A 20,360-nucleotide genomic window follows, 5' to 3' on the forward strand; every position below is an offset into this window, starting at 1 on the left:
AAAAGCGAGGGCTGTTGGGCTTAACGGCTAGCTAACGATCAGACAGTGCTCACCCCATGCTGGCTGCTTTGCGCCAGGTCGAACAGCTCGCGACCGGCCACTGCATACATGGCGTAGTCAACACTGGTAGCAGCGCGCAACTCGGCCAGCATGGCACGCCAACGGGCCACCAGATGGGCGTGCTGCTCCAGCCAGAGGGCTGTGCGTGCTTCTATATCCTCCGGTGCATCAACCATCTGCAACAGCGATACGGTGATCGCCCGCTGCTGCCAGTCAAGATCATCCCGGAAGGCTTCCCGTGCCAGCCCCTGCCAGTTGTTGTCCACCGGCAGGCTGGTGATCTGCTGCAGGTACCAGGTCAGATCCAGCGCACCGCCGACAGCAAAGTAGGCACTGGCCACCCGCGCAGGGTCCTGGCCGGTCACGTCGGAGGCCTCAATGATCGGCAACAAGGTGTACAGGTGACTGGTACCCGCCACCACCCGCGCCAACGCCTCAGGTGTACCCGCCTCGACATAACCTTGGAAGCGCGCCAGCCATTGCTCGCGCACTGGCCCGTCAAGCAGCTCATCCAGGCGGCCGGCCAGAGCCTCCACCCGTGGCGCAAAATGCGCCACATCACGGGCAGCATCCAGCTCGGTGCGGCGATTGCGCAGGAACCAGCGCGTAGTGCGCCGCCCCAGGCGCATCAATTCGTCCATCAAGGTCAGCTGCAGTTCAGCCGGTACCTGATAGTCGAGCGCCTCGATCTGCTGCCACCAGTGCGGCAGACGGAACACATCACGGACAATCACGTAGGCGCCAGCCACATTGGCCGCGCTCATACCGGTGGACTCCTTCATGCGCTGCACAAAGGTGATGCCCATGTGGTTGACCAGGTCGTTGGCAATCTGGGTGCTGACGATTTCGCGTTTTAGGCGGTGGCGCCCCATGGCCTCGGCGAACTTCTCGCTGAGCAACGGTGGAAATGCCGTGCGCATGTCCCGCGCCAGGTATTCGTCGTCTGGCACCTGGGATTTCAGCAGCGATTCCTTGAGGTCAATCTTGCTGTAGGAAATCAGCACCGCCAGCTCTGCGCGGGTCAGTGCCTGGCCATTGGCAACGCGCTCGGCCAGTTGCTCATCGCTGGGCAAAAATTCCAGCGCCCGGTCCAGCTTGCCGTCGGCTTCCAGTGCCGCCATCAAGCGCTTGTATTCAGCAATCCGCTCCCGCGCCCGACGCTGGGCCAGGGACAGGGCCTGGGTCTGCTTGTAGTTGTTGCCCAGCACCAGGCTGCCTACCGCGTCGGTCATTTCGGCCAACAGCTTGTTGCGTTGCTTGCCGGTCATGTCCCCAGACGCGACGATCTCATTGAGGAGAATCTTGATATTCACCTCGTGGTCGGAACAGTCCACGCCACCGGCGTTGTCGATAAAGTCGGTATTACCAGCACCGCCATTGAGGTTGTACTCGACCCGACCGAGCTGGGTCATACCCAGGTTGCCACCCTCGCCCACCACCTTGGCGCGCAATTCGCGACCATCGACGCGCAAGGCGTCGTTGGCCTTGTCGCCGACATCAACATGGCTTTCCTGACTGGACTTCACATAGGTGCCGATCCCGCCATTCCACAGCAGATCCACCGGCGCCTTGAGCAGTGCATTGAGCAGCTCGGTCGGCGGCAACTTGTCGGCCTGGATATCGAAGCGGGCCTGCATCTCAGGGCTGACAGGGATGCTCTTGGCACTGCGCAGGAACAAGCCACCGCCGGCGGAAATCAGGCTCGCGTCGTAATCGGCCCACGACGAGCGCGGCAGGTCAAACAAGCGCTTGCGCTCGACAAAGCTCTTGGCCGCATCCGGATTGGGGTCGATAAAGATGTGCATATGGTTGAAGGCTGCGACCATCTGCAGCTTGTCCGACAGCAGCAAGCCGTTACCGAACACGTCGCCAGCCATGTCGCCGATGCCGATGACCGTGGTCAGGTCCTGCTGAACATCAATGCCCATCTCGCGGAAGTGACGCTGCACCGAAACCCAGCCGCCTTTGGCGGTAATCCCCATGCCCTTGTGGTCATAGCCCGCCGAGCCACCGGAAGCGAAAGCATCACCCAGCCAGAAGTCGTATTCAGCAGCAATGCCGTTGGCGATGTCGGAGAAGGTCGCCGTGCCCTTGTCAGCGGCCACCACCAGATAAGGGTCGTCCTTGTCGTGGCGCACCACATTCAGCGGCGGTACCACTGCACCCTCTTTAAGGTTGTCGGTGATGTCCAGCAAGCCACTGATAAAGATGCGGTAGCAGGCAATCGCCTCGGCCTGGATCTCGTCACGAGTGCCGCTGCTCGGCAGCCGGCGCGGAATGAAACCACCCTTGGCGCCCATCGGCACGATCACCGCGTTCTTCACCTGCTGCGCCTTGACCAGGCCCAGCACTTCGGTGCGGTAGTCCTCTTCACGATCAGACCAGCGCAGACCGCCACGGGCCACATCGCCAAAGCGCAGGTGCACGCCTTCGACCCGCGGGCAGTAAACAAAGATCTCGAATTTCGGCGTCGGCCGTGGAATTTCCGGAATGGCCCGAGGATTGAGCTTGAAGCTGAAATAGGCTTTGGCCTGGCCGTTGCTGTCCATTTGATAGAAGTTGGTGCGCAGCGTGGCCTTCACCAGGTCCAGGTAGCGGCGCAGGATGCGGTCTTCGTTGAGCACCGCGACATTATCCAGGGCGCTGACAATGGCTTGCTCCAGGCGCTGTTGCTTGTCGGCCAGGTCCTCGGCGGTCATCTTGCGCGACAGGTAGAAACGGGTCTTGAACAGACGCACCAGCTCTTTAGCGATGTCGACATGGTTCACCAGGGTGCTGGCAATGTAGCTCAGATCGAAGCCCAGACGAATCTGCTTGAGGTAGCGGGCATAGGCGCGCAACAGGGCCACTTCACGCCATGGCATGGCTGCGGTCAGTACCAGACGGTTGAAGCCATCGTTCTCCGCTGCCCCCTCGACGATATGCACGAAGGCATCTTGCAAGGTGTCATTGAGCTCCTGGATATCTACATCCAGGCCTTCGGCATAGGTGAAGGCAAAGTCGTGAATCCAGAACTCGCGGCCATTCTGGTGGCGCAGGCGATAGGGGAATTCACCCAGCACCCGCAGGCCAAGGTTCTCCAGTATCGGCAACACGTCCGACAGCGCCAGCGGCGAGTCGGCATGGTAGAGCTTGCAATGCAGTTGCTGCTCGGCCGAAGCCAGCGGCTGGTAGAAGCTCATCACCAGCTTGCGCTCAGGCGACAGGCTGAGCAGGTGCTGCATGTCGACCACGGCCGAGTGGGCGGCAAAGCGCTCGCGATAACCGGCCGGGAAGGCATCGGGGAATTCGCTCAGCACATTGGTGCCCTGCGCTTCGCCAAAGGTCTCAACCATCAGGCTGGCGTAGTCGTCCTTCCACGAACGGCAGGCCTGGATCACTTCACGCTCCAGGCGAGCGACGTCAATCTGCTGATGATTCTTCGGGTCAACCCGCAAAATCAGCTGCACCCGCGCCAGCACTGACTCGGAGAAGTAGGTCCAGAATTCGCAATCACTGGCCTGCAGACGTTCCATAAGAATCTGCTGGATCTTCACCCGAATTTCGGTCGAGTAGACATCCCGCGGCACATACACCAGGCAATAGCAGAAGCGACCGTAGGGGTCTTTGCGCAGGAACAGGCGCAGCTTGTTGCGCTCCTGAATCTGCACAATGGAAATAGCCGTACTGAGCAACTCATCCACAGGGGTCTGGAACAAGTCATCGCGCGGCAACACCTCCAGCACCTGCTCCAACTCTTTACCCAAATGAGCCTTGGGGTCGAAGCCTGAACGCAGGCCGATCTCAGCCACCTTGCGACGAATATAGGGAATGCGGCTGACGCTTTCGGCGTACACACCCGAGGTGTACAGGCCCATAAAGCGGCATTCCTTGACCACCTTGCCTTTGCTGTCGAGCTCACGAATCGAGACAAAATCCGGGTACGCCGGACGATGTACGCGGCTGGTTTGCGCCGCTTTGGCGAACGATAGCAGATGAGGCTCGCGCAGGTATTCGACCGCCTGGGGCTCAATGTGCAGATCGTCCTTACCCAGGCCACGGCGCAGGGACTTCGACAAGCCGAGCAACGAGGCATCGTCGTAGACCAGGCTGCCACCGGAGGCATCCGTCAGCACGGTAAATTCTTCGTAGCCGAGAAAGGTGAAGTGGTTGTCCAGCAACCAGCTCATGAACACTTTGATTTCCGCCAGTTCGGCGGCGTCCACCTTGAGTTTGGCTTTATCCAGCCAAGCCAGCAGCTGCTCAGCACGGGCCTGCATGGCGGGGAAATCCAGTACGGCCAAACGCACCTCGCCCAGCACGTCCAGCAAGGCTTTCTCCAGCGTGCGCATCTCGCCAACATTGGCGCAGCGGTCGATCTCCAGATAAATCAGTGCGTCTTGCTGCACACCCTGGCCATGGGTGGCCTTGGGCAGCACCTCCTGCAACTCGCCACTGGCCGCGCGGCGCACGCTGAACACATTGTTCTGCAGGGTGTGAATGCTATAACCACGGCGGTTCAACTCCATGCGAATGGAGTCCACCAGGAACGGAATATCCTGGTGCAACACGGCCACTGCGGTATGGGTGGACTGCCAGCCGTGTTTTTCGTAATCGGGGTTGAACACCTGAATCTGCGGCACTGCCAACTGGAAGTCCCCCAGCAAACGCCAGGCGCAGAGCGTGCAGCCGACGAGGTCGGAGAGTCGTCGCTGGGTCAGTTCCTCAAGGGCGATGATGCCGAAGAATTGTTCAGCGAACAGACCTACTTGTGGCAGGGCCTGCTCACTGACGTGCTGCGCCAGTGCGGCTTGCAGTTGATGCTGGAAGTCGGCTTTGCTGGCTGCGGTGAAGAACGCCATGGTGCTACTCCGTTGCTTGTTATTCGTAGGCCCTAGGGCCGAAGCGCTGCCATAACAACAGCGCAGAGGTTGTGATCAACGTTAGTTCAAGAACCAAATCACAGCTGAGGTTGTCAGACCTTCGCGTGAATAGGTGCTGGGCCCCGTCTTGCTTTAAAGTGGCGCCTTGCAGAGCTGATGAACTCCTCGACCAACCAGTCACATTTGCCAGAAGAGCTTACCGATGGAACACCGTGAGGCGCTTGTCGCGCTGCGACATTTTCTTTCAACCCAGATCCTCGGCCAGGAAAAACTCATTGAAAGGCTGCTGATTGCCTTGCTGGCCGACGGCCACATGCTGGTCGAGGGGGCTCCGGGCTTGGCCAAGACCAAGGCCATCAAGGAACTGGCCGAAGGCATCGAGGCAGAATTCCACCGTATTCAGTTCACACCGGATTTGTTACCGGCTGATATCACCGGCACGGAAATCTATCGCCCGGAAACCGGCAGCTTCGTGTTCCAGCAGGGGCCGATCTTCCACAACCTGGTGCTGGCCGATGAAATCAACCGCGCGCCGGCCAAGGTGCAATCAGCCCTGCTGGAAGCCATGGCCGAACGTCAGGTCAGCGTCGGGCGCACCACCTACGCGCTATCGCCGCTGTTTCTGGTAATGGCCACGCAGAACCCGATTGAGCAGGAAGGCACCTACCCGCTGCCGGAAGCCCAGCTCGACCGCTTCCTGATGCACGTAAAAATCGGCTTCCCGGACGCCGCAGTGGAACGCAAGATCCTGCAACAGGCCCGCGGTGAAGCGCTGAACGGCGAAACCAAACCCGAACACAAGGTCAGCCAGGCGGCGATCTTTGCCGCCCGCAGCGAGATCCTCGGCCTGTACATGGCTGAGGCCGTGGAGGAATACCTGGTGCAGTTGGTGATGGCCACCCGCACCCCGGCCAAGTTCGACCCGGAGCTGGCCGAATGGCTCACCTACGGTGCCAGCCCGCGCGGTTCCATCGCCCTCGACCGCTGCGCCCGCGCCCATGCCTGGTTAGCCGGACGCGACTTCGTCAGCCCGGAAGATATCCAGGCCGTACTGTTCGACGTGCTGCGTCACCGCATCATCCTGTCGTTCGAGGCGGAAGCCGCCGGCATCGATCAGGACCGGGTAATCCAGCGCATTCTCGACGTGGTGGCGGTCGCTTGATGCCAGCTCGCCGCGTAGCCCGGATTCCATCCGGGAGTCTCTTCACTCGGTTCCCGGATTGCATCCGGGCTGCGCGCTAGCAGCATGCACAACCAGCCTACCCAACCCGGCATCCAGGTCAGCCTCGCCGAGCTGATCGATATGCGTCATCGCGCCCGCGAAGTGCAGCTGTTCTCCACCCAGGCCAAGCGCAGCCCGCTGGCCGGCCTGCACCACTCCAAGCTGCGCGGACGCGGGGTGGATTTCGACCAGGTGCGGGCCTATCAGGCCGGCGACGACGTGCGCACCATTGACTGGCGCGTCACCGCTCGCACCCAGGAGCCGCACACCAAGCTGTTCCACGAGGAGCGCGAACGGCCGATCTTCATCATGGTCGAGCAAAGCCGGCGGCTGTTTTTCGGCAGTGGCCTGATGTTCAAGTCGGTGCTCGCCGCCCAAGCCGCCAGCCTGATCGGCTGGGCCGCCCTGGGCCATAACGACCGCATCGGCGGCCTGGTGTTCGGCGACCTGGAGCACCACGAAATCAAGCCGCGGCGCAGCAAGCAAAGCCTGCTGCAATTGCTCAATCGCCTGGCGCGCGCCAACCAAGCCCTGCATGCCGACCTCAAGGTTGACGCACAAGGTGAGCGCGACGCCTTCGGCCTGGCCCTGCGCCGCGCCCGCGAGGTGCTGCGCCCCGGCAGCCTGGCCGTGGTGCTGTGCGATGAGCGCGCCCTGTCCGACGGTGCCGAACAACAACTCAGCCTGCTGGCCCGGCACACCGACCTACTGTTGCTGCCGGTGGCCGACGCCCTCGACCATGCCTTGCCCGCCGCCGGCCTGTTGCGCTTTGCCGAGCGCGACGCGCAATTGGAGCTGGACACCCACAACCTCGAATTGCTCCAGGCCTATGCCAACCAGGCCGAGGCCCGGCGCGCGCGCTGGCAGCGCCTGGCGCAAAAACTCGGCGTACCGCTAATGCCCCTGCACACCGCAGCCAGCGTGCAGGACCAGCTGCGCGAACACCTGCAAGCACAGCGCCCGAGAAAGACCCGATGAATCCGCTCGACCAGTTGCAGCCGCTGATCGCCCCGCCCGCCATCCACTGGTGGCCGCCGGCCCCTGGCTGGTGGTTGTTGGCGCTCCTTTGCCCGTTGCTGGCCTGGGGCCTCTGGCGCCTGTTACGCAAACTGCCAAAAAAACGCCAGCAGGGCCGCGACAACCTGCCCCTCGACCCGCTGCGCCAAGCCGCTCTGGCTGAGCTGGCGGCCTTGGCCAAACCCTACGACCAACCAGCCGGCCCCTGGCTGCAGCAGCTCAATGCTCTGCTCAAGCGCCTGTGCCGCAGCCATTACCCGGAAAACCACAGCCACACCCTGAACGGCCGTGCCTGGCTGGCGTTCCTCGACAGCCGCTGCCCGGCCGCCGGCCTGACCCGCTGGATGGTGCTGGTCGAAGGGGCTTACCGACCGCTGTGCAAAATGGATGACAAGGCCATCGACGGCCTCAACCAATCCATCGAAATCTGGATTCGCAAGCATGTTTGAGTTCACCTGGCCGTGGGTCTTCCTCGTCGCGCCGCTGCCCTGGCTGCTACGCCAGGTGCTGCCAATTGCCGACAGCGGCGAAGCGGCCCTCAAGGTCAGTTTTCTGCCGGAGTTGGAAGCCCTGGCCGGGCGCCGCGCCCGCGCCAACCTGCCGGCCTGGCGCCAACAACTGCCGTTTGCCGCGATTTGGCTGTTACTGCTACTGGCCGCCACACGCCCGGAATGGGTCGGCGAACCGCTGCCGCTGCAGGCCAGTGGCCGTGACCTGCTGGTGGCGGTGGATGTGTCGGGCTCCATGGAGCACCCCGACATGCAGTGGCAAGGCCAGGATGTCAGCCGCCTGACCCTGGTCAAACGCCTGTTCAGCGACTTTATCGAGCAGCGCCGCGGCGACCGCGTGGGCCTGATCCTGTTTGGCAGCCAGGCCTACCTGCAGGCGCCGCTGACGTTCGACCGTCACACCGTGCGCACCTGGCTGGATGAAGCCGTAATCGGCATTGCCGGCAAGAACACCGCCGTCGGTGACGCCATTGGCCTAGCAGTAAAACGCCTGCGCCTGCGGCCGGCCGACAGTCGGGTACTGATTCTGATCACCGACGGCGCCAATACTGCCGGTCAGATTGACCCGCTAACCGCCGCCCGCCTGGCCGCCGATGCACAGGTAAAAATCTACACCATCGGCATCGGTGCCGACCCGGATGCCGGCGTGCTCGGCATGCTCGGCCTGACACCAGGCCTGGACCTCGACGAACCGAGCCTCAAGGCCATCGCCAGCAGCACGGGCGGCCAGTACTTCCGCGCCCGCGATGCAGAGGAACTGCAGGCTATCCGCGAGGCCCTCGACCAACTGGAGCCGGTCGCCCAGCAACCGACACAGGCCCGCCCGGCGCAAGCCCTGTATTGCTGGCCACTGGCCCTGGCCCTGCTGCTGAGCCTGGCATTGGTGGGCCATGAACTCGGGCCAGACCTGCAACAACAACGCCCCAACTGGCTAAGGAGGCGCCCATGATGGCGCTCTGGCCCCACTGGCTGCGGCCGTTCTGGCTGCTGCTGATGCCATTGCTGGCCTGGCTGATCTGGCACCTGTGGCATCGCCAGCAGCGCGCCGGGCGTTGGCAAAGCCTGCTGCCGCCGGCGTTTCATCAGGTTCTGCTGGGCGGCGTCAGCCGCCGCAACAGTCGTCTGCCCTGGCTGGCCCTGGGGCTGGCCTGGCTGCTCGCGCTGCTGGCCCTGCTCGGCCCCAGCTGGCAGCGAGTGGAGCAGGTCAACCTGAAACGCGCCGACCCCTTGGTGGTGGTGCTGGACCTGAGTACGTCCATGCTCGCCACCGATGTCGCCCCCAATCGTCTGGAACAGGCCAAGCGCAAACTGCTCGACCTGCTGCACAGCCGCCGTGACGCACCCACCGGCATTGTCGTGTTTGCCGGCAGCGCCCACACCCTGGTGCCGCTGTCAGACGACCTGGCCACCACCCGCAACCTGTTGGAAGCCCTCAACCCGGCGATCATGCCTACCCCCGGACAACGTGCCGACTTGGGCGTGCGTCAGGCCTTGGCCCTGCTCGAGCAGGGCGCCCAGGGCAAGGGCAAGATTCTACTGATCGGCAGCAGCCTCAATCAGCAGGAGCAGGACGGCATCATCGAGGCCCTGGGCCAGCAGGGCGAACGCTTGCAGATCCTCGGCATCGGCACCCGTGAAGGTGCCCCCATCGCGCAGGAAGGTGGCGGCTTTATGAAAGACCAGCACGGCGCCATCTTGTTGCCGCGCCTGGACAGTGCCGAGCTCAAGCGCCTGGCCAGTCGCCTGGCCGGGCGTTACAGCAACGCCAGCCTGGACGACAGCGACCTGCGCCGCCTCGACCTGCTCGACCGTCCACAGCAGCTACGCGATGCCGAAGAGCCCACCCAACTGAGCGTCTGGGCTGACCAGGGACATTGGTTGCTGCTGCCGCTGTTGCTGCTGGCCGCCTGTGCCGGACGGCGCGGCTGGTTGCTGTGCCTGCCGCTACTGCTGGTCCTGCCACGACCCAGTTATGCCTTCGAGTTCAATGACCTGTGGCTGCGCCCGGATCAGCAAGGCCAGCGCCTGCTGGAAGCACAAAAACCGGCTGAAGCGGCGCAACACTTCACCGACCCACAATGGCAAGCCCAGGCCTTGTATCAGGCCGGCGACTACAACGCGGCCGCCGAGCGTTTCGCCCAGGGCTACAGCGCCGCCGATCACTACAACCGCGGCACCGCCCTGGCCAAGGCCGGCGAACTGGAAGCGGCCCTCGACGCCTACGACCAGGCCCTGGAGCGCCAACCACAAATGCCTGCAGCCCTGGCTAACAAGGCGCTGGTGGAACAGGCCCTGCAGCAACGCAAAGAGCAAAAACAACAGGAACAAGAACAAAATCAGCAGCAGCAGCAGCAGCAGCAGCAGCAGCAGCAAGACAATGCTGCGGGCTCATCGGCAGCGCCGCAATCACCACAGAACCCTGCAAACCAGGCTACCGCCAGCAAAGACAACGAGGCCAACGCGCAACCCGCGCCACCACCCGGTGAACCAGCGCAAAGCAAGGCCCAGCAGGCGCCCTCGCCAGGCCAAACCGACAAACCGGCAACGCCAGACACGCCCGCCGCCGACAAGCCGGAGCCGAGCGACGCAGACAAGCCGGCCCAAGCGGCCAATAACCCGCCAGGCAACAACTCACCTGGCAACACCGATCCGCACCAACGCGAACCCGCCAGCCCCAGCGACGAAGCACCGAGCGCGCCCCTGGACGAGCTCGGCACCGAACAACGTCAAGCCCTGGAACAATGGCTGCGGCAGATCCCCGACGAACCGGGCGAACTGCTACGGCGCAAATTCTGGTACGAACAGCAACAACGTCAGGAACACAACCGATGACCCGCTTGCGACTCCCGTTTCTCCTGGCCCTGCTCTGCGCCCTGCTCAGCGTGAGCGTCCATGCCACCGAGCTGTCCGCCAGCGTCGACCGGGTGCAATTGAGCGAAGGCGAAAGTGTCGAACTGACCCTGGAGTCCAACGATGCCACCCTGTTTGGCAAACCGGACCTCAGCCCACTGCAGGACCTGTTCGAGTTGTTGGGCACCCGCCAGGTCAATCGCCTGAGCACCTTCAATGGCGAGGCGCGCGCCACCACCAGTTGGATCATCACCCTGCAACCCAAGCGCACCGGCTATGTGGTGATTCCGCCGTTGCAGTTGGGCGACGCCAGCAGCGCACCCATTACCCTGCATGTGCTGGCGGCCAGTGCCAACAACGGGCAAACGCGCCTGGCGCCGGTGTTTATCGAGGCCAGCCTGGATCACGAAAGCGTCTATGTGCAGGCCCAAGCCATCCTGACGCTGCGCATCTACCACTCGGTGTCGCTGTACGACGACAGCAACCTCACCCCGCTGCAGATGGCCAATGCCAATATCGAGCAACTGGGCGAGCCGCAAACCTATGAAAAACTCATCAATGGTGTGCGCCACGGGGTGATCGAGCTGCGCTATGCCATCTTCCCGCAGCAAAGCGGCGAGCTGCAGATTCCCGCCCTCACCTTCAGTGCCACGGTCGTTGCCGCGCGCGCACCCAACGACGCTTTCACCCCCTTCGGCCGGCCGGGCAAGCTGACTCGCGTCACCTCCGCGCAAATCCCCCTGCTGGTCAAAGCCAAGCCGGCCGCCTACCCCGCCGACGCCGTGTGGCTACCGGCGCGGGCGCTGACCCTCAGTGACAGCTGGAGCACGCCACCCGAGCAGAGCAAGGTCGGCGACTCCCTGACCCGCAGCCTGACGGTTCAAGCTGAAGGCCTGTCCAGCGCCCAATTGCCACCCCTGCCAAGCCCACAGATTGCCGGCGTGCGCAGTTACCCGGACCAACCGCAGCTGGCCAATCAAATCAATGCGCAAGGCGTTACCGGCAGTCGTGAGGAACGCATCGCTCTGGTACCCAGCCATAGCGGCCCAGTGCAACTGCCGGCGCTCGAAGTGCTGTGGTGGAATACCCAGACCGATCAGCTGGAACGCACCCGCCTGCCCGGCCGCGAGCTGCAGATCGGTGAAAACCCGCTCTTGCAGGGCGAACCAGGCAACGAGGCCGCGCCGACCAGCCTGGTCGTGGACGGGCCACCCCTGTGGCCCTGGCAGCTGGCCTGCGCCCTGCTCAGCCTGACCACACTGACCGGCTTTGGCCTATGGTGGCGCGCCCGCCGGCAGCCAGCCATCGCCCCCACCAGCCAGACCGGCCCGAGCCCGCGCACCCTGCTGGACGACCTCAAGCGCGCCTGCCTGAGCAACGAGCCACAAAGCACCCGCCAAGCCCTCGACGCCTGGGCGCGGCAACAGCCAGAAACCCTGGCAGACATGGCCGCGCGCTTCCTACCCCTGTCCAGCGCCCTCGACGGCCTGAACGGCGCGCTGTACAGCGAAACCGGCCAGCAGTGGCAAGGCGAAGACCTCTGGCGCGCCATCCGCACCTTGCCCACCGCTCAGGACCAGAGCACTAGCCCACAAGAACCGAGCCCGCTGCCGCCGCTTTACCCGCGCTAGTGTAGCGATGCGTTGCTGATAGTTCGCGGTCGAGACCGCTCCCACAAAGATCGCGCCTGACGCAAACCCTGTGGGAGCGGCCTTGGCCGCGAATCCAGGCGACTCGGTGGCGCAGCCGAGCCAGTGGAGCGCTGCGCTGTTGATGAAACCTATAATCACCACGCAACCCGCATGAGCACTGGCCTTATGCGTCAAACAGCGTGAAACACTGCGCTAGGTCTGTTGCCGTTTCTGCGGGGTCGGCGCGAAGCCTAGAAAGCACAATGCCCTGCACGGTGGGAGCCGTCAGGGCATTGTTGGGGTTGCGTCCAGGCTGGCGAGCAGCCCGAGAGAGATCAGTGCAGGACGTGCGGGCCGTCGTCGTGCTCAGGCTCGCCGGCAGCCAGGCGCCCGGCCATTTGCACACCGGCGCTGAACATGGCCTTGGCCACCTCGATATGCTGGCCTTGCAGAAACGCCTTGGCATCACCGGAGAAATCCAGGATCACCAACGTCTCTTCGTCATCCCCACGCCGCAGGGCAATTCGCCCATCGGGCAACTCAACGATTTCCAGAAAAGATGTAGGCATTGGGTCAGTCTCCACAGTAGCCGGCCAGTGTAACAGCCGGGCGTATTTCACCCCAGCCCGCTAGCAAACCGCTGAAAAACTACCTGCGTTGGCAATACTGCGTTAAAAACGGCCTCAAAATGCTCATTTACAGCTCGTAAACTCCGCTTTTTCGGCCGTTTTTGCCTTGCCTTGCCTGCCTCGCCTACATTTTTCAACGGTCTGCTAATCGGCTCTGCGCCTTTTTCACCACTCGGTGAGGGTCTCGCGAAAGCGCAGGGCCAGCACTTTCAGTTGCTGACGCCAGGCTTCCAGCTCGGCCGACGACAGCTCAGGCGCTGCCTGCTCTTCGTCCAGATTAACCGCATTGATCAACGGCAGCGTTGGGTCGACCTTGGCTGCTTTTGGGGCGTGCGGCGGTACAAATAGCGCAGCATGAGCTGCCAGCAACTGGGCCAGCCAGCTGTCCGACTGCAGTGTCAGCTCCACCAGCTCCGCCAGCTCCGGGCTCGGCGAAGTTGCCAGCACGCTGCTGTTGAGCAGCATCTCCACCCGTGGCGCGTTAGCCGGCGCCACATGGTAGTAACCGGCGATTTCGTGACACAGGCTCAAAGTTCCACCGTATAGGTGAAACAGGCAGGATTCGCGCTCGGCCTGCAGCAAGGCCTGGGCATTCAGCGCCTGGCCAGACTCGGCACGGCGCATGGCCTCGAGGGTCAAACCGGCAAAGTAGATTTTTTGATTGGTACGGGTATAGAGCTCGCGAGCCATAACGGCTGCCTCCTCATTGCGGGAACAGTCAGGCGCTCACCGAACGGTGAGCGCCTGGACATGCTTAGCGCTTGTCTTCGACCTTCCAGGCGCCATTGCTGAAGAATGCGCGCCAGCCGGTCGGCTTGCCGTCCACTTCAGTCTGCACGTACTGCTCACGGGTCTTGCGGCTGAAGCGAATCACCGCCGGACGGCCATCCGGGTCTTTTTGCGGTGCATCGCACAGGTAGTGATGCTTGGGATCGATCTCGTCCTTGTGCGGGACAATTTCCATGACCAAGGGCGCACGGGTCTCACGGTTTTTCGGGAACTGGCTGGCCGCCAGGAACATGCCCGAGGCACCGTCGCGCAATACGTAGGTGTCGTTGACCTTCTCGCACTTCAATTCAGGCATTTTCACCGCATCCATCTTCGGAGGTGCGGCTTCGCCGTTTTTCATCAACTTGCGGGTGTTCTTGCATTCGCTGTTGGTGCAGCCGAAGAACTTGCCGAAACGGCCGGTCTTCAACTGCATCTCGTTGCCACACTTGTCGCACTCCAGGCTCGGACCTTCATAGCCCTTGATCCGGTACTGACCCTGCTCGATTTCGTAGCCAGTGCAATCAGGGTTGTTGCCGCAGATATGCAGTTTGCGCGTTTCATCAAGCAGGTAGGCATCCATGGCGGTGCCGCACTTCTGGCAACGGTGCTTGCCCAACAGTACCCGCGACTCGGACTCACCTTCGTCGTCGGCGGCAATCTCGTCGCCCGGCACCAGGTTGAGCGTCGACTTGCAGCGCTCTTTCGGCGGCAAGGCATACCCCGAGCAACCGAGGAATACACCGGTCGAGGCGGTACGAATCATCATCGGCCGGCCGCATTCACGGCAGGCAATATCGGTCGGCGTCGGCTGGTTGGCACGCATGCCGGCGTCGGGCAGCTCGGCCACTTCAAGCTTCTTCTTGAAGCCCTTGTAGAAGTCATCCAGCACGTTCTTCCAGTCACGCTGACCTTGCGCTACGTCGTCGAGATGCTCTTCCATGCCAGCGGTAAAGCCGTAGTCCATCAGGTCGGAGAAGCTCTCACACAGACGCTCAGTGACGATGTCGCCCATCTTCTCGGCATAGAAACGCCGATTCTGGGTGGTCACATAGCCACGTTCCTGGATGGTGGAAATGATTGCCGCATAGGTGGAGGGACGACCAATGCCGCGCTTTTCCAACTCTTTAACCAGGCTGGCTTCAGAGAAACGCGCTGGCGGCTTGGTGAAGTGCTGGGTTGGATCAAGCTTGAGCAGCTTCAGCGCTTCGCCCTGCTGCATGTCTGGCAACACATCGTCTTCGCCAGGCTTGCTCTGCTGCGGCTGGGCGCGGGTGTAACCGTCGAACTTGAGGATGCGGCCCTTGGCGCGCAGCTCAAAGGTACCGGCAGCGACACTGACGCTGGTCGACAGATATTCGGCCGGCGGCATCTGGCAGGCTACGAACTGGCGCCAGATCAATTCATACAGGCGCTCGGCATCGCGTTCCATGCCAGTGAGCTGGGTCGGCTTGAGGTTGACGTCGGACGGACGGATCGCCTCGTGCGCCTCCTGGGCGCCCTCCTTGCTCGAATACACGATCGGCTTGGCCGGCAGGTACTTCTTGCCGTACTCGCTCTCAATAAAGCCGCGCACCATCTCCACGGCGTCGGCCGAGAGGTTGGTGGAGTCGGTACGCATATAAGTGATGTAGCCGGCTTCATACAGACGCTGGGCCATCATCATGGTCTTCTTCACGCCGAAGCTCAGCCGATTGCTCGCGGCCTGCTGCAGGGTGGAGGTGATGTAAGGCGCCGACGGCTTGCTGCTGGTCGGTTTATCTTCACGCTTGACGATGCTGTAGCTGGACGCCTTGAGCTTCTCCAGCGCGGCCATAGCCTGCTGTTCATTCAGCGGTTTGAAGGCCTCGCCGTTGTCGCGGGCCACTTCAAATTTGACGTTGGCGCCTTTGCTGCTGGCCAGATCCGCATGGATCTCCCAGTACTCTTCCGGGTTGAAGGCGCGGATTTCTTTCTCGCGCTCCACCACCAGCTTCACGGCAACCGACTGCACCCGGCCAGCCGACAGGCCACGGGCGATCTTCTGCCACAGCAGCGGCGAGACCATGTAGCCCACCACGCGATCGAGGAAACGACGCGCTTGCTGGGCGTTGACCCGGTTGATATCCAGCTCACCAGGGGTGGAGAAGGCCTCTTGAATGGCCTTCTTGGTGATTTCGTTGAACACCACGCGCTTGTAGCGGCTGTCATCGCCACCAATGGCTTCGCGCAGGTGCCAGGCAATGGCTTCCCCCTCGCGGTCCAAGTCGGTTGCGAGATAGATGGTGTCAGCATCTTTGGCCAGGCGGCGCAGCTCTTCGACCACCTTCTCTTTGCCAGGGAGGATCTCGTACTTGGCTTTCCAGCCATGTTCGGGGTCAACGCCCATGCGCGCCACCAGCTGGCGCTTGGCTTTTTCCTTGGGCGACAGGGCCGGCGCCTCGCCGGCCGTTGCCTTGCCACGTTTAACCGGCTCTTTGGCCGCACTTGCCGAACCGCTGGTAGGCAGGTCACGGATATGGCCGATGCTCGACTTCACCACGTACTGGTTGCCCAGGTACTTGTTGATGGTCTTGGCCTTGGCCGGGGATTCCACGATGACCAGCGATTTGCCCATGGATCGGAAAGTTCCTGAATTCGAGAGAGGAAAGGCACGAGGTGCCTGACGCGGCACCGCTATATATAGTGGCCCTAGAGGTGAGGTCAAGCGCGCATGTCGCGCAGGCATCACTCAAGGACGCGAAATGATCGGCTCTTGGGCCTCAATCAAGGCAAAACGCGGCACCTGCTGCCCGTCGACCTCGACCGTTTCAGTAAACATGCCGAGCGGCCGCACCCACAAACCATAGTCGCCATACAGCGTCTGATACACCACCAGCCATTCTTCGGTTTCCGAATGCCGTGCCACATCCAGCACGCGGTATTCGGGGCCCTTGTAATGACGATAGCGGCCGGGTTGCAAAAACATCTCGGTACTCCTTGATCGCTGCTGCTACAAAAAACAGCACCTGCAGAAAAACAAAAACCGGGGCACAGGGCCCCGGTTTTACGTCAGCGAACGCTTACAGGCGTTCGAAGACGGTGGTGATGCCTTGGCCGAGACCAATACACATGGTGGACACACCGAAGGTGCCGCCATTTTGCTTCATCACGTTCAACAGGGTGCCGGAAATACGCGCACCGGAGCAACCGAACGGGTGACCTAGGGCGATAGCGCCACCGTGCAGGTTGACCTTTTGCTCCATAACGTCGAGCAGTTTCAGGTCTTTCAGCACCGGCAGGGCCTGGGCAGCAAAGGCTTCGTTGAGTTCAACGAAGTCGATGTCAGCCATGGTCAGGCCAGCACGCTTAAGGGCTTTCTGGGTCGATGGCACTGGGCCGTAACCCATGATCGCCGGGTCAACACCCGCAACAGCCATAGCACGTACAACAGCCATCGGCTGAATGCCGAGGTCTTGGGCGCGCTGAGCCGACATCACGATCATGCAGGAAGCGCCGTCAGTGATCTGCGAGGACGTACCTGCAGTCACGGTGCCGCCTTTCGGGTTGAACGCTGGCTTCAAGGCCGCCAGGCTTTCCAGGGTGGTTTCCGGACGAATGGTTTCGTCGTAGTCAAACACCTTCAGGAAGCCGTTCTCGTCGTAGCCTTGCATCGGGATGATTTCATCCTTGAACTTGCCTTCGACGGTGGCTTTTTGCGCCAGACGGTGCGAACGCTCACCGAATGCATCCTGCTTCTCACGGCTGATGCCATGCATCTTGCCGAGCATTTCAGCAGTCAAACCCATCATGCCCGACGCTTTGGCAGCGTACAGGGACATGTGCGGGTTTGGATCAACGCCGTGCATCATGCTGACGTGGCCCATGTGCTCCACACCGCCGATGACGAACACGTCACCGTTGCCAGTCTGGATCGCCTGCACGGCAGTGTGCAGTGCGCTCATGGACGAACCACACAGACGGCTGACGGTTTGCGCAGCGCTGGTGTGCGGGATCTGGGTCATCAGCGACGCCATGCGCGCGATGTTCCAGCCCTGCTCCAGGGTCTGGTTTACACAGCCCCAGATCACGTCTTCCACTTCAGCCGGATCAAGCTTGGTATTGCGTGCAAGCACGCCGCTGATCAGGTTGGCCGACAGGTTCTCGGCACGGGTGTTGCGGTGCATACCGCCTTTGGAACGACCCATCGGGGTACGGCCAAAGTCAACGATGACCGCGTCTCTTGGATTCAGGCTCATAAATTCTCTCTCGCTCTAATCGTTGCGCGATTAACCGAAAAACTTCTGGCCGTTTTTGGCCATCTCACGGAGTTTTTCAGTCGGGAAGTACAACGCACCCAGGTCGGCATATTTGTCGGCCAGAGCAACGAATTCGGCTACACCGACGCTGTCGATGTAACGCAGTGCACCACCGCGGAAGGGAGGGAAACCAATGCCGTAGATCAAGCCCATATCGGCTTCGGCAGCAGTTTCAACGATACCGTCTTCCAGGCAACGAACAGTTTCCAGGCACAGCGGGATCATCATCCAATTGATGATGTCTTCGTCAGTGACTTCGCGCTGCTCATAGATGACTGGCTTGAGCACTTCGAGAGCAACCGGATCGGCCACTTTCTTCGGCTTGCCGCGCTTGTCCATCTCGTAGGCGTAGAAACCTTTGCCGTTCTTCTGACCCAGACGGTCGGCTTCGTACAGTGCATCGACTGCCGAACGACGATCGTCTTTCATGCGATCAGGGAAGCCATCAGCCATTACGTCGCGACCGTGGTGACCGGTGTCGATGCCGACCACGTCCATCAGGTACGCCGGGCCCATTGGCCAGCCGAATTTTTCCATGACTTTGTCGATACGCACGAAGTCGACGCCAGCGCTGACCAGCTTGGCGAAACCGCCGAAGTACGGGAACAGTACGCGGTTGACCAGGAAGCCTGGGCAATCGTTGACGACAACCGGGGTCTTGCCCATTTTCTTGGCGTAGGCAACGGTGGTGGCAACAGCCACTTCGCTGGACTTCTCGCCGCGAATGACTTCAACCAGCGGCATCATGTGCACCGGGTTGAAGAAGTGCATACCGCAGAAGTTTTCCGGACGCTTAAGGGCCTGAGCCAGCAAGCTGATGGAAATGGTCGAGGTGTTGGAAGTCAGAATGGCATCTTCCTTCACATAACCTTCTACTTCAGCCAGCACGATCTGCTTGACCTTCGGGTTTTCAACCACGGCTTCAACGACGATGTCGACGTTGCCGAAATCACCATACGACATGGTCGGACGAATCGCATTCAGCGCTTCAGCCATCTTCGCAGGGGTCATGCGACCCTTGGAAACACGGCCACCGAGCAGCTTGCTCGCTTCGTTCAAGCCCATCTGGATACCCTCTTCACGGATATCCTTCATCATGATCGGCGTGCCTTTGGAGGCCGACTGGTAGGCGATGCCGCCACCCATGATGCCAGCGCCGAGTACGGCAGCCAGTTTTACGTCTTTGGCGATAGCGTCGTAGTCTTTAGCTTTTTTCTTCAGTTCCTGATCGTTCAGGAACAGACCGATCAAGCTTTCCGCAACCGAAGTCTTGGCCAGTTTGACGAAGCCAGCAGCTTCCACTTCCAGCGCTTTATCGCGACCGAAGTTGGCGGCTTTCTGAATGGTCTTGATCGCTTCAACCGGCGCCGGATAGTTCGGGCCAGCCTGACCTGCCACAAAACCTTTGGCGGTTTCGAAGCACATCATTTGCTCAATGGCGTTGAGCTTGATTTTTTCCAGCTTTGGCTGACGCTTGGCCATGAAGTCCAGCTCGCCAGAAATGGCGCGCTTGACCAGGTCCAGAGCAGCAGCTTGGAGCTTATCGGCGGTAACAACAGCGTCAACAGCACCTACTTTCAGGGCGTCGGCCGCTTTGTTTTCTTTGCCGGAGGCAATCCACTCAACGGCGTTATCGGTACCGATAACACGTGGCAGACGCACGGTACCGCCGAAGCCCGGGTAGATACCCAGTTTGACTTCTGGCAGACCAATTTTGGCGCTGTCGGCCATGACGCGGTAGTCACCGGCCAGGCACATTTCAAAACCGCCACCCAAAGCGATGCCGTTGATGGCAACGACAGTTGGGACAGCCAGGTCTTCAAAGTCACTGAAGATCTTGTTGGCTTCGAGGTTGCCGGCTACCAGCTCTTCGTCCGGCAGCTTGAAGTTGTCGACGAACTCGGTGATGTCGGCACCGACGATAAACACGTCTTTGCCACTGGTGACAATCACGCCCTTGATCGAACCATCTGCCTTGATGGCATCTACCGCCTGACGCAGGTCAGACAGAGTTAGACGGTTGAATTTATTGACGGACTCACCCTTGAGGTCGAAATTCAATTCGACGATGCCGCTCTCAAGAGCCTTAACCGTGATGGCTTTACCTTCGTAAATCATCAACTGATCTCCACGGTATGGAAGCTGAACAGTACACATCGGACGTCAGCCACAGGACCACCCCACAGCCGAGCCGTCGAGGATAGTCCCATTTCGCCTGACATACCCGCCGACGCGATATTCGGACAAATACGAGTGTCGCCTGAGGCGAACACAAAATTCATACGCCCGTTTGATTCGGGTGCGCACACCATCATAGAAAAAGCGTTAATTGTCAATTGCGTCACTGAAATATCGAAATGCGCGCAGATGGCACCAGCGAACGTACCACCGCCCGCATTATAAATAACCCAAATGAGCACCTATTAGCCGAGCTTGTGACGGAAACGCCGGCGAACCTGCGCACACCTAGCCAAATCGAGCCGCGCCGGGTAGAGTCCCGCAACGCGACCGATCTAAACGAGTCGTGACAAATAA

At 61.2% G+C, this 20,360-nt stretch carries 13 protein-coding genes; 6 read left to right on the forward strand and 7 right to left on the reverse strand.

The annotated features are described in order from the left end of the window. Positions 1-38: 38 nt before the first annotated feature. Positions 39-4,901 (reverse strand): NAD-glutamate dehydrogenase, encoded by a 4,863-nt coding sequence (locus AC56DI_RS00615; protein ID WP_496344470.1) that lies wholly within the window; start codon positions 4,899-4,901, stop codon positions 39-41. Positions 4,902-5,124: 223 nt separating this feature from the next. On the opposite strand from AC56DI_RS00615, the gene AC56DI_RS00620 reads away from it, so the two are divergent. The 6 genes from AC56DI_RS00620 to AC56DI_RS00645 all read left to right on the forward strand — a co-directional run bounded on the left by AC56DI_RS00620 (position 5,125) and on the right by AC56DI_RS00645 (position 12,151). Continuing rightward, entirely contained in the window at positions 5,125-6,084 is a 960-nt protein-coding gene (locus AC56DI_RS00620) for an AAA family ATPase (RefSeq protein ID WP_324520183.1), read from the forward strand. 84 nt (positions 6,085-6,168) lie between these two features. Beyond that, positions 6,169-7,122, forward strand: coding sequence for a DUF58 domain-containing protein (locus AC56DI_RS00625; RefSeq protein WP_496344471.1), 954 nt, complete (start codon positions 6,169-6,171; stop codon positions 7,120-7,122). Next, positions 7,119-7,610 (forward strand): DUF4381 domain-containing protein, encoded by a 492-nt coding sequence (locus AC56DI_RS00630; protein ID WP_496344472.1) that lies wholly within the window; start codon positions 7,119-7,121, stop codon positions 7,608-7,610. Before AC56DI_RS00625 ends, AC56DI_RS00630 begins: the two co-directional genes overlap by 4 nt. Then, positions 7,603-8,619 (forward strand): vWA domain-containing protein, encoded by a 1,017-nt coding sequence (locus AC56DI_RS00635; RefSeq protein WP_496344473.1) that lies wholly within the window; start codon positions 7,603-7,605, stop codon positions 8,617-8,619. The genes AC56DI_RS00630 and AC56DI_RS00635 overlap by 8 nt, the downstream gene beginning before the upstream one ends. Then, positions 8,616-10,502: a vWA domain-containing protein gene (locus AC56DI_RS00640; RefSeq protein WP_496344474.1), complete on the forward strand. Its 1,887-nt coding sequence runs from the start codon at positions 8,616-8,618 to the stop codon at positions 10,500-10,502. The genes AC56DI_RS00635 and AC56DI_RS00640 overlap by 4 nt, the downstream gene beginning before the upstream one ends. Beyond that, complete coding sequence (locus tag AC56DI_RS00645; RefSeq protein WP_496344475.1) at positions 10,499-12,151, forward strand: BatD family protein; 1,653 nt, start codon at positions 10,499-10,501, stop codon at positions 12,149-12,151. The genes AC56DI_RS00640 and AC56DI_RS00645 overlap by 4 nt, the downstream gene beginning before the upstream one ends. Positions 12,152-12,486: 335 nt before the next feature. On the opposite strand, the gene AC56DI_RS00650 is transcribed toward AC56DI_RS00645, so the two are convergent. The 6 genes from AC56DI_RS00650 to fadB form a co-directional block, all read right to left on the reverse strand. Then, a complete protein-coding gene (locus AC56DI_RS00650) occupies positions 12,487-12,720 on the reverse strand; it encodes a hypothetical protein (protein WP_496344476.1) in 234 nt (77 codons plus the stop codon). Positions 12,721-12,945: 225 nt separating this feature from the next. Beyond that, positions 12,946-13,470 (reverse strand): DUF6586 family protein, encoded by a 525-nt coding sequence (locus AC56DI_RS00655; protein ID WP_496344477.1) that lies wholly within the window; start codon positions 13,468-13,470, stop codon positions 12,946-12,948. A gap of 64 nt (positions 13,471-13,534) precedes the next feature. Then, positions 13,535-16,144 (reverse strand): type I DNA topoisomerase, encoded by a 2,610-nt coding sequence (gene topA / locus AC56DI_RS00660; RefSeq protein ID WP_496344478.1) that lies wholly within the window; start codon positions 16,142-16,144, stop codon positions 13,535-13,537. 114 nt (positions 16,145-16,258) lie between these two features. Next, positions 16,259-16,495 carry a DUF1653 domain-containing protein gene (locus tag AC56DI_RS00665; RefSeq protein ID WP_324520171.1) on the reverse strand — a complete coding sequence of 79 codons (237 nt, stop codon included), beginning with the start codon at positions 16,493-16,495 and terminating at the stop codon, positions 16,259-16,261. 94 nt (positions 16,496-16,589) lie between these two features. Further along, positions 16,590-17,765, reverse strand: coding sequence for an acetyl-CoA C-acyltransferase FadA (gene fadA, locus AC56DI_RS00670; protein ID WP_324520169.1), 1,176 nt, complete (start codon positions 17,763-17,765; stop codon positions 16,590-16,592). Between the two features lie 30 nt (positions 17,766-17,795). Beyond that, positions 17,796-19,943, reverse strand: a complete 2,148-nt coding sequence (gene fadB / locus AC56DI_RS00675; protein WP_496344479.1) for a fatty acid oxidation complex subunit alpha FadB — start codon at positions 19,941-19,943, stop codon at positions 17,796-17,798. Positions 19,944-20,360: the final 417 nt, after the last annotated feature.

It is taken from the genome of Pseudomonas sp. BGA-UO-ETr-WB11 (assembly GCF_059567785.1).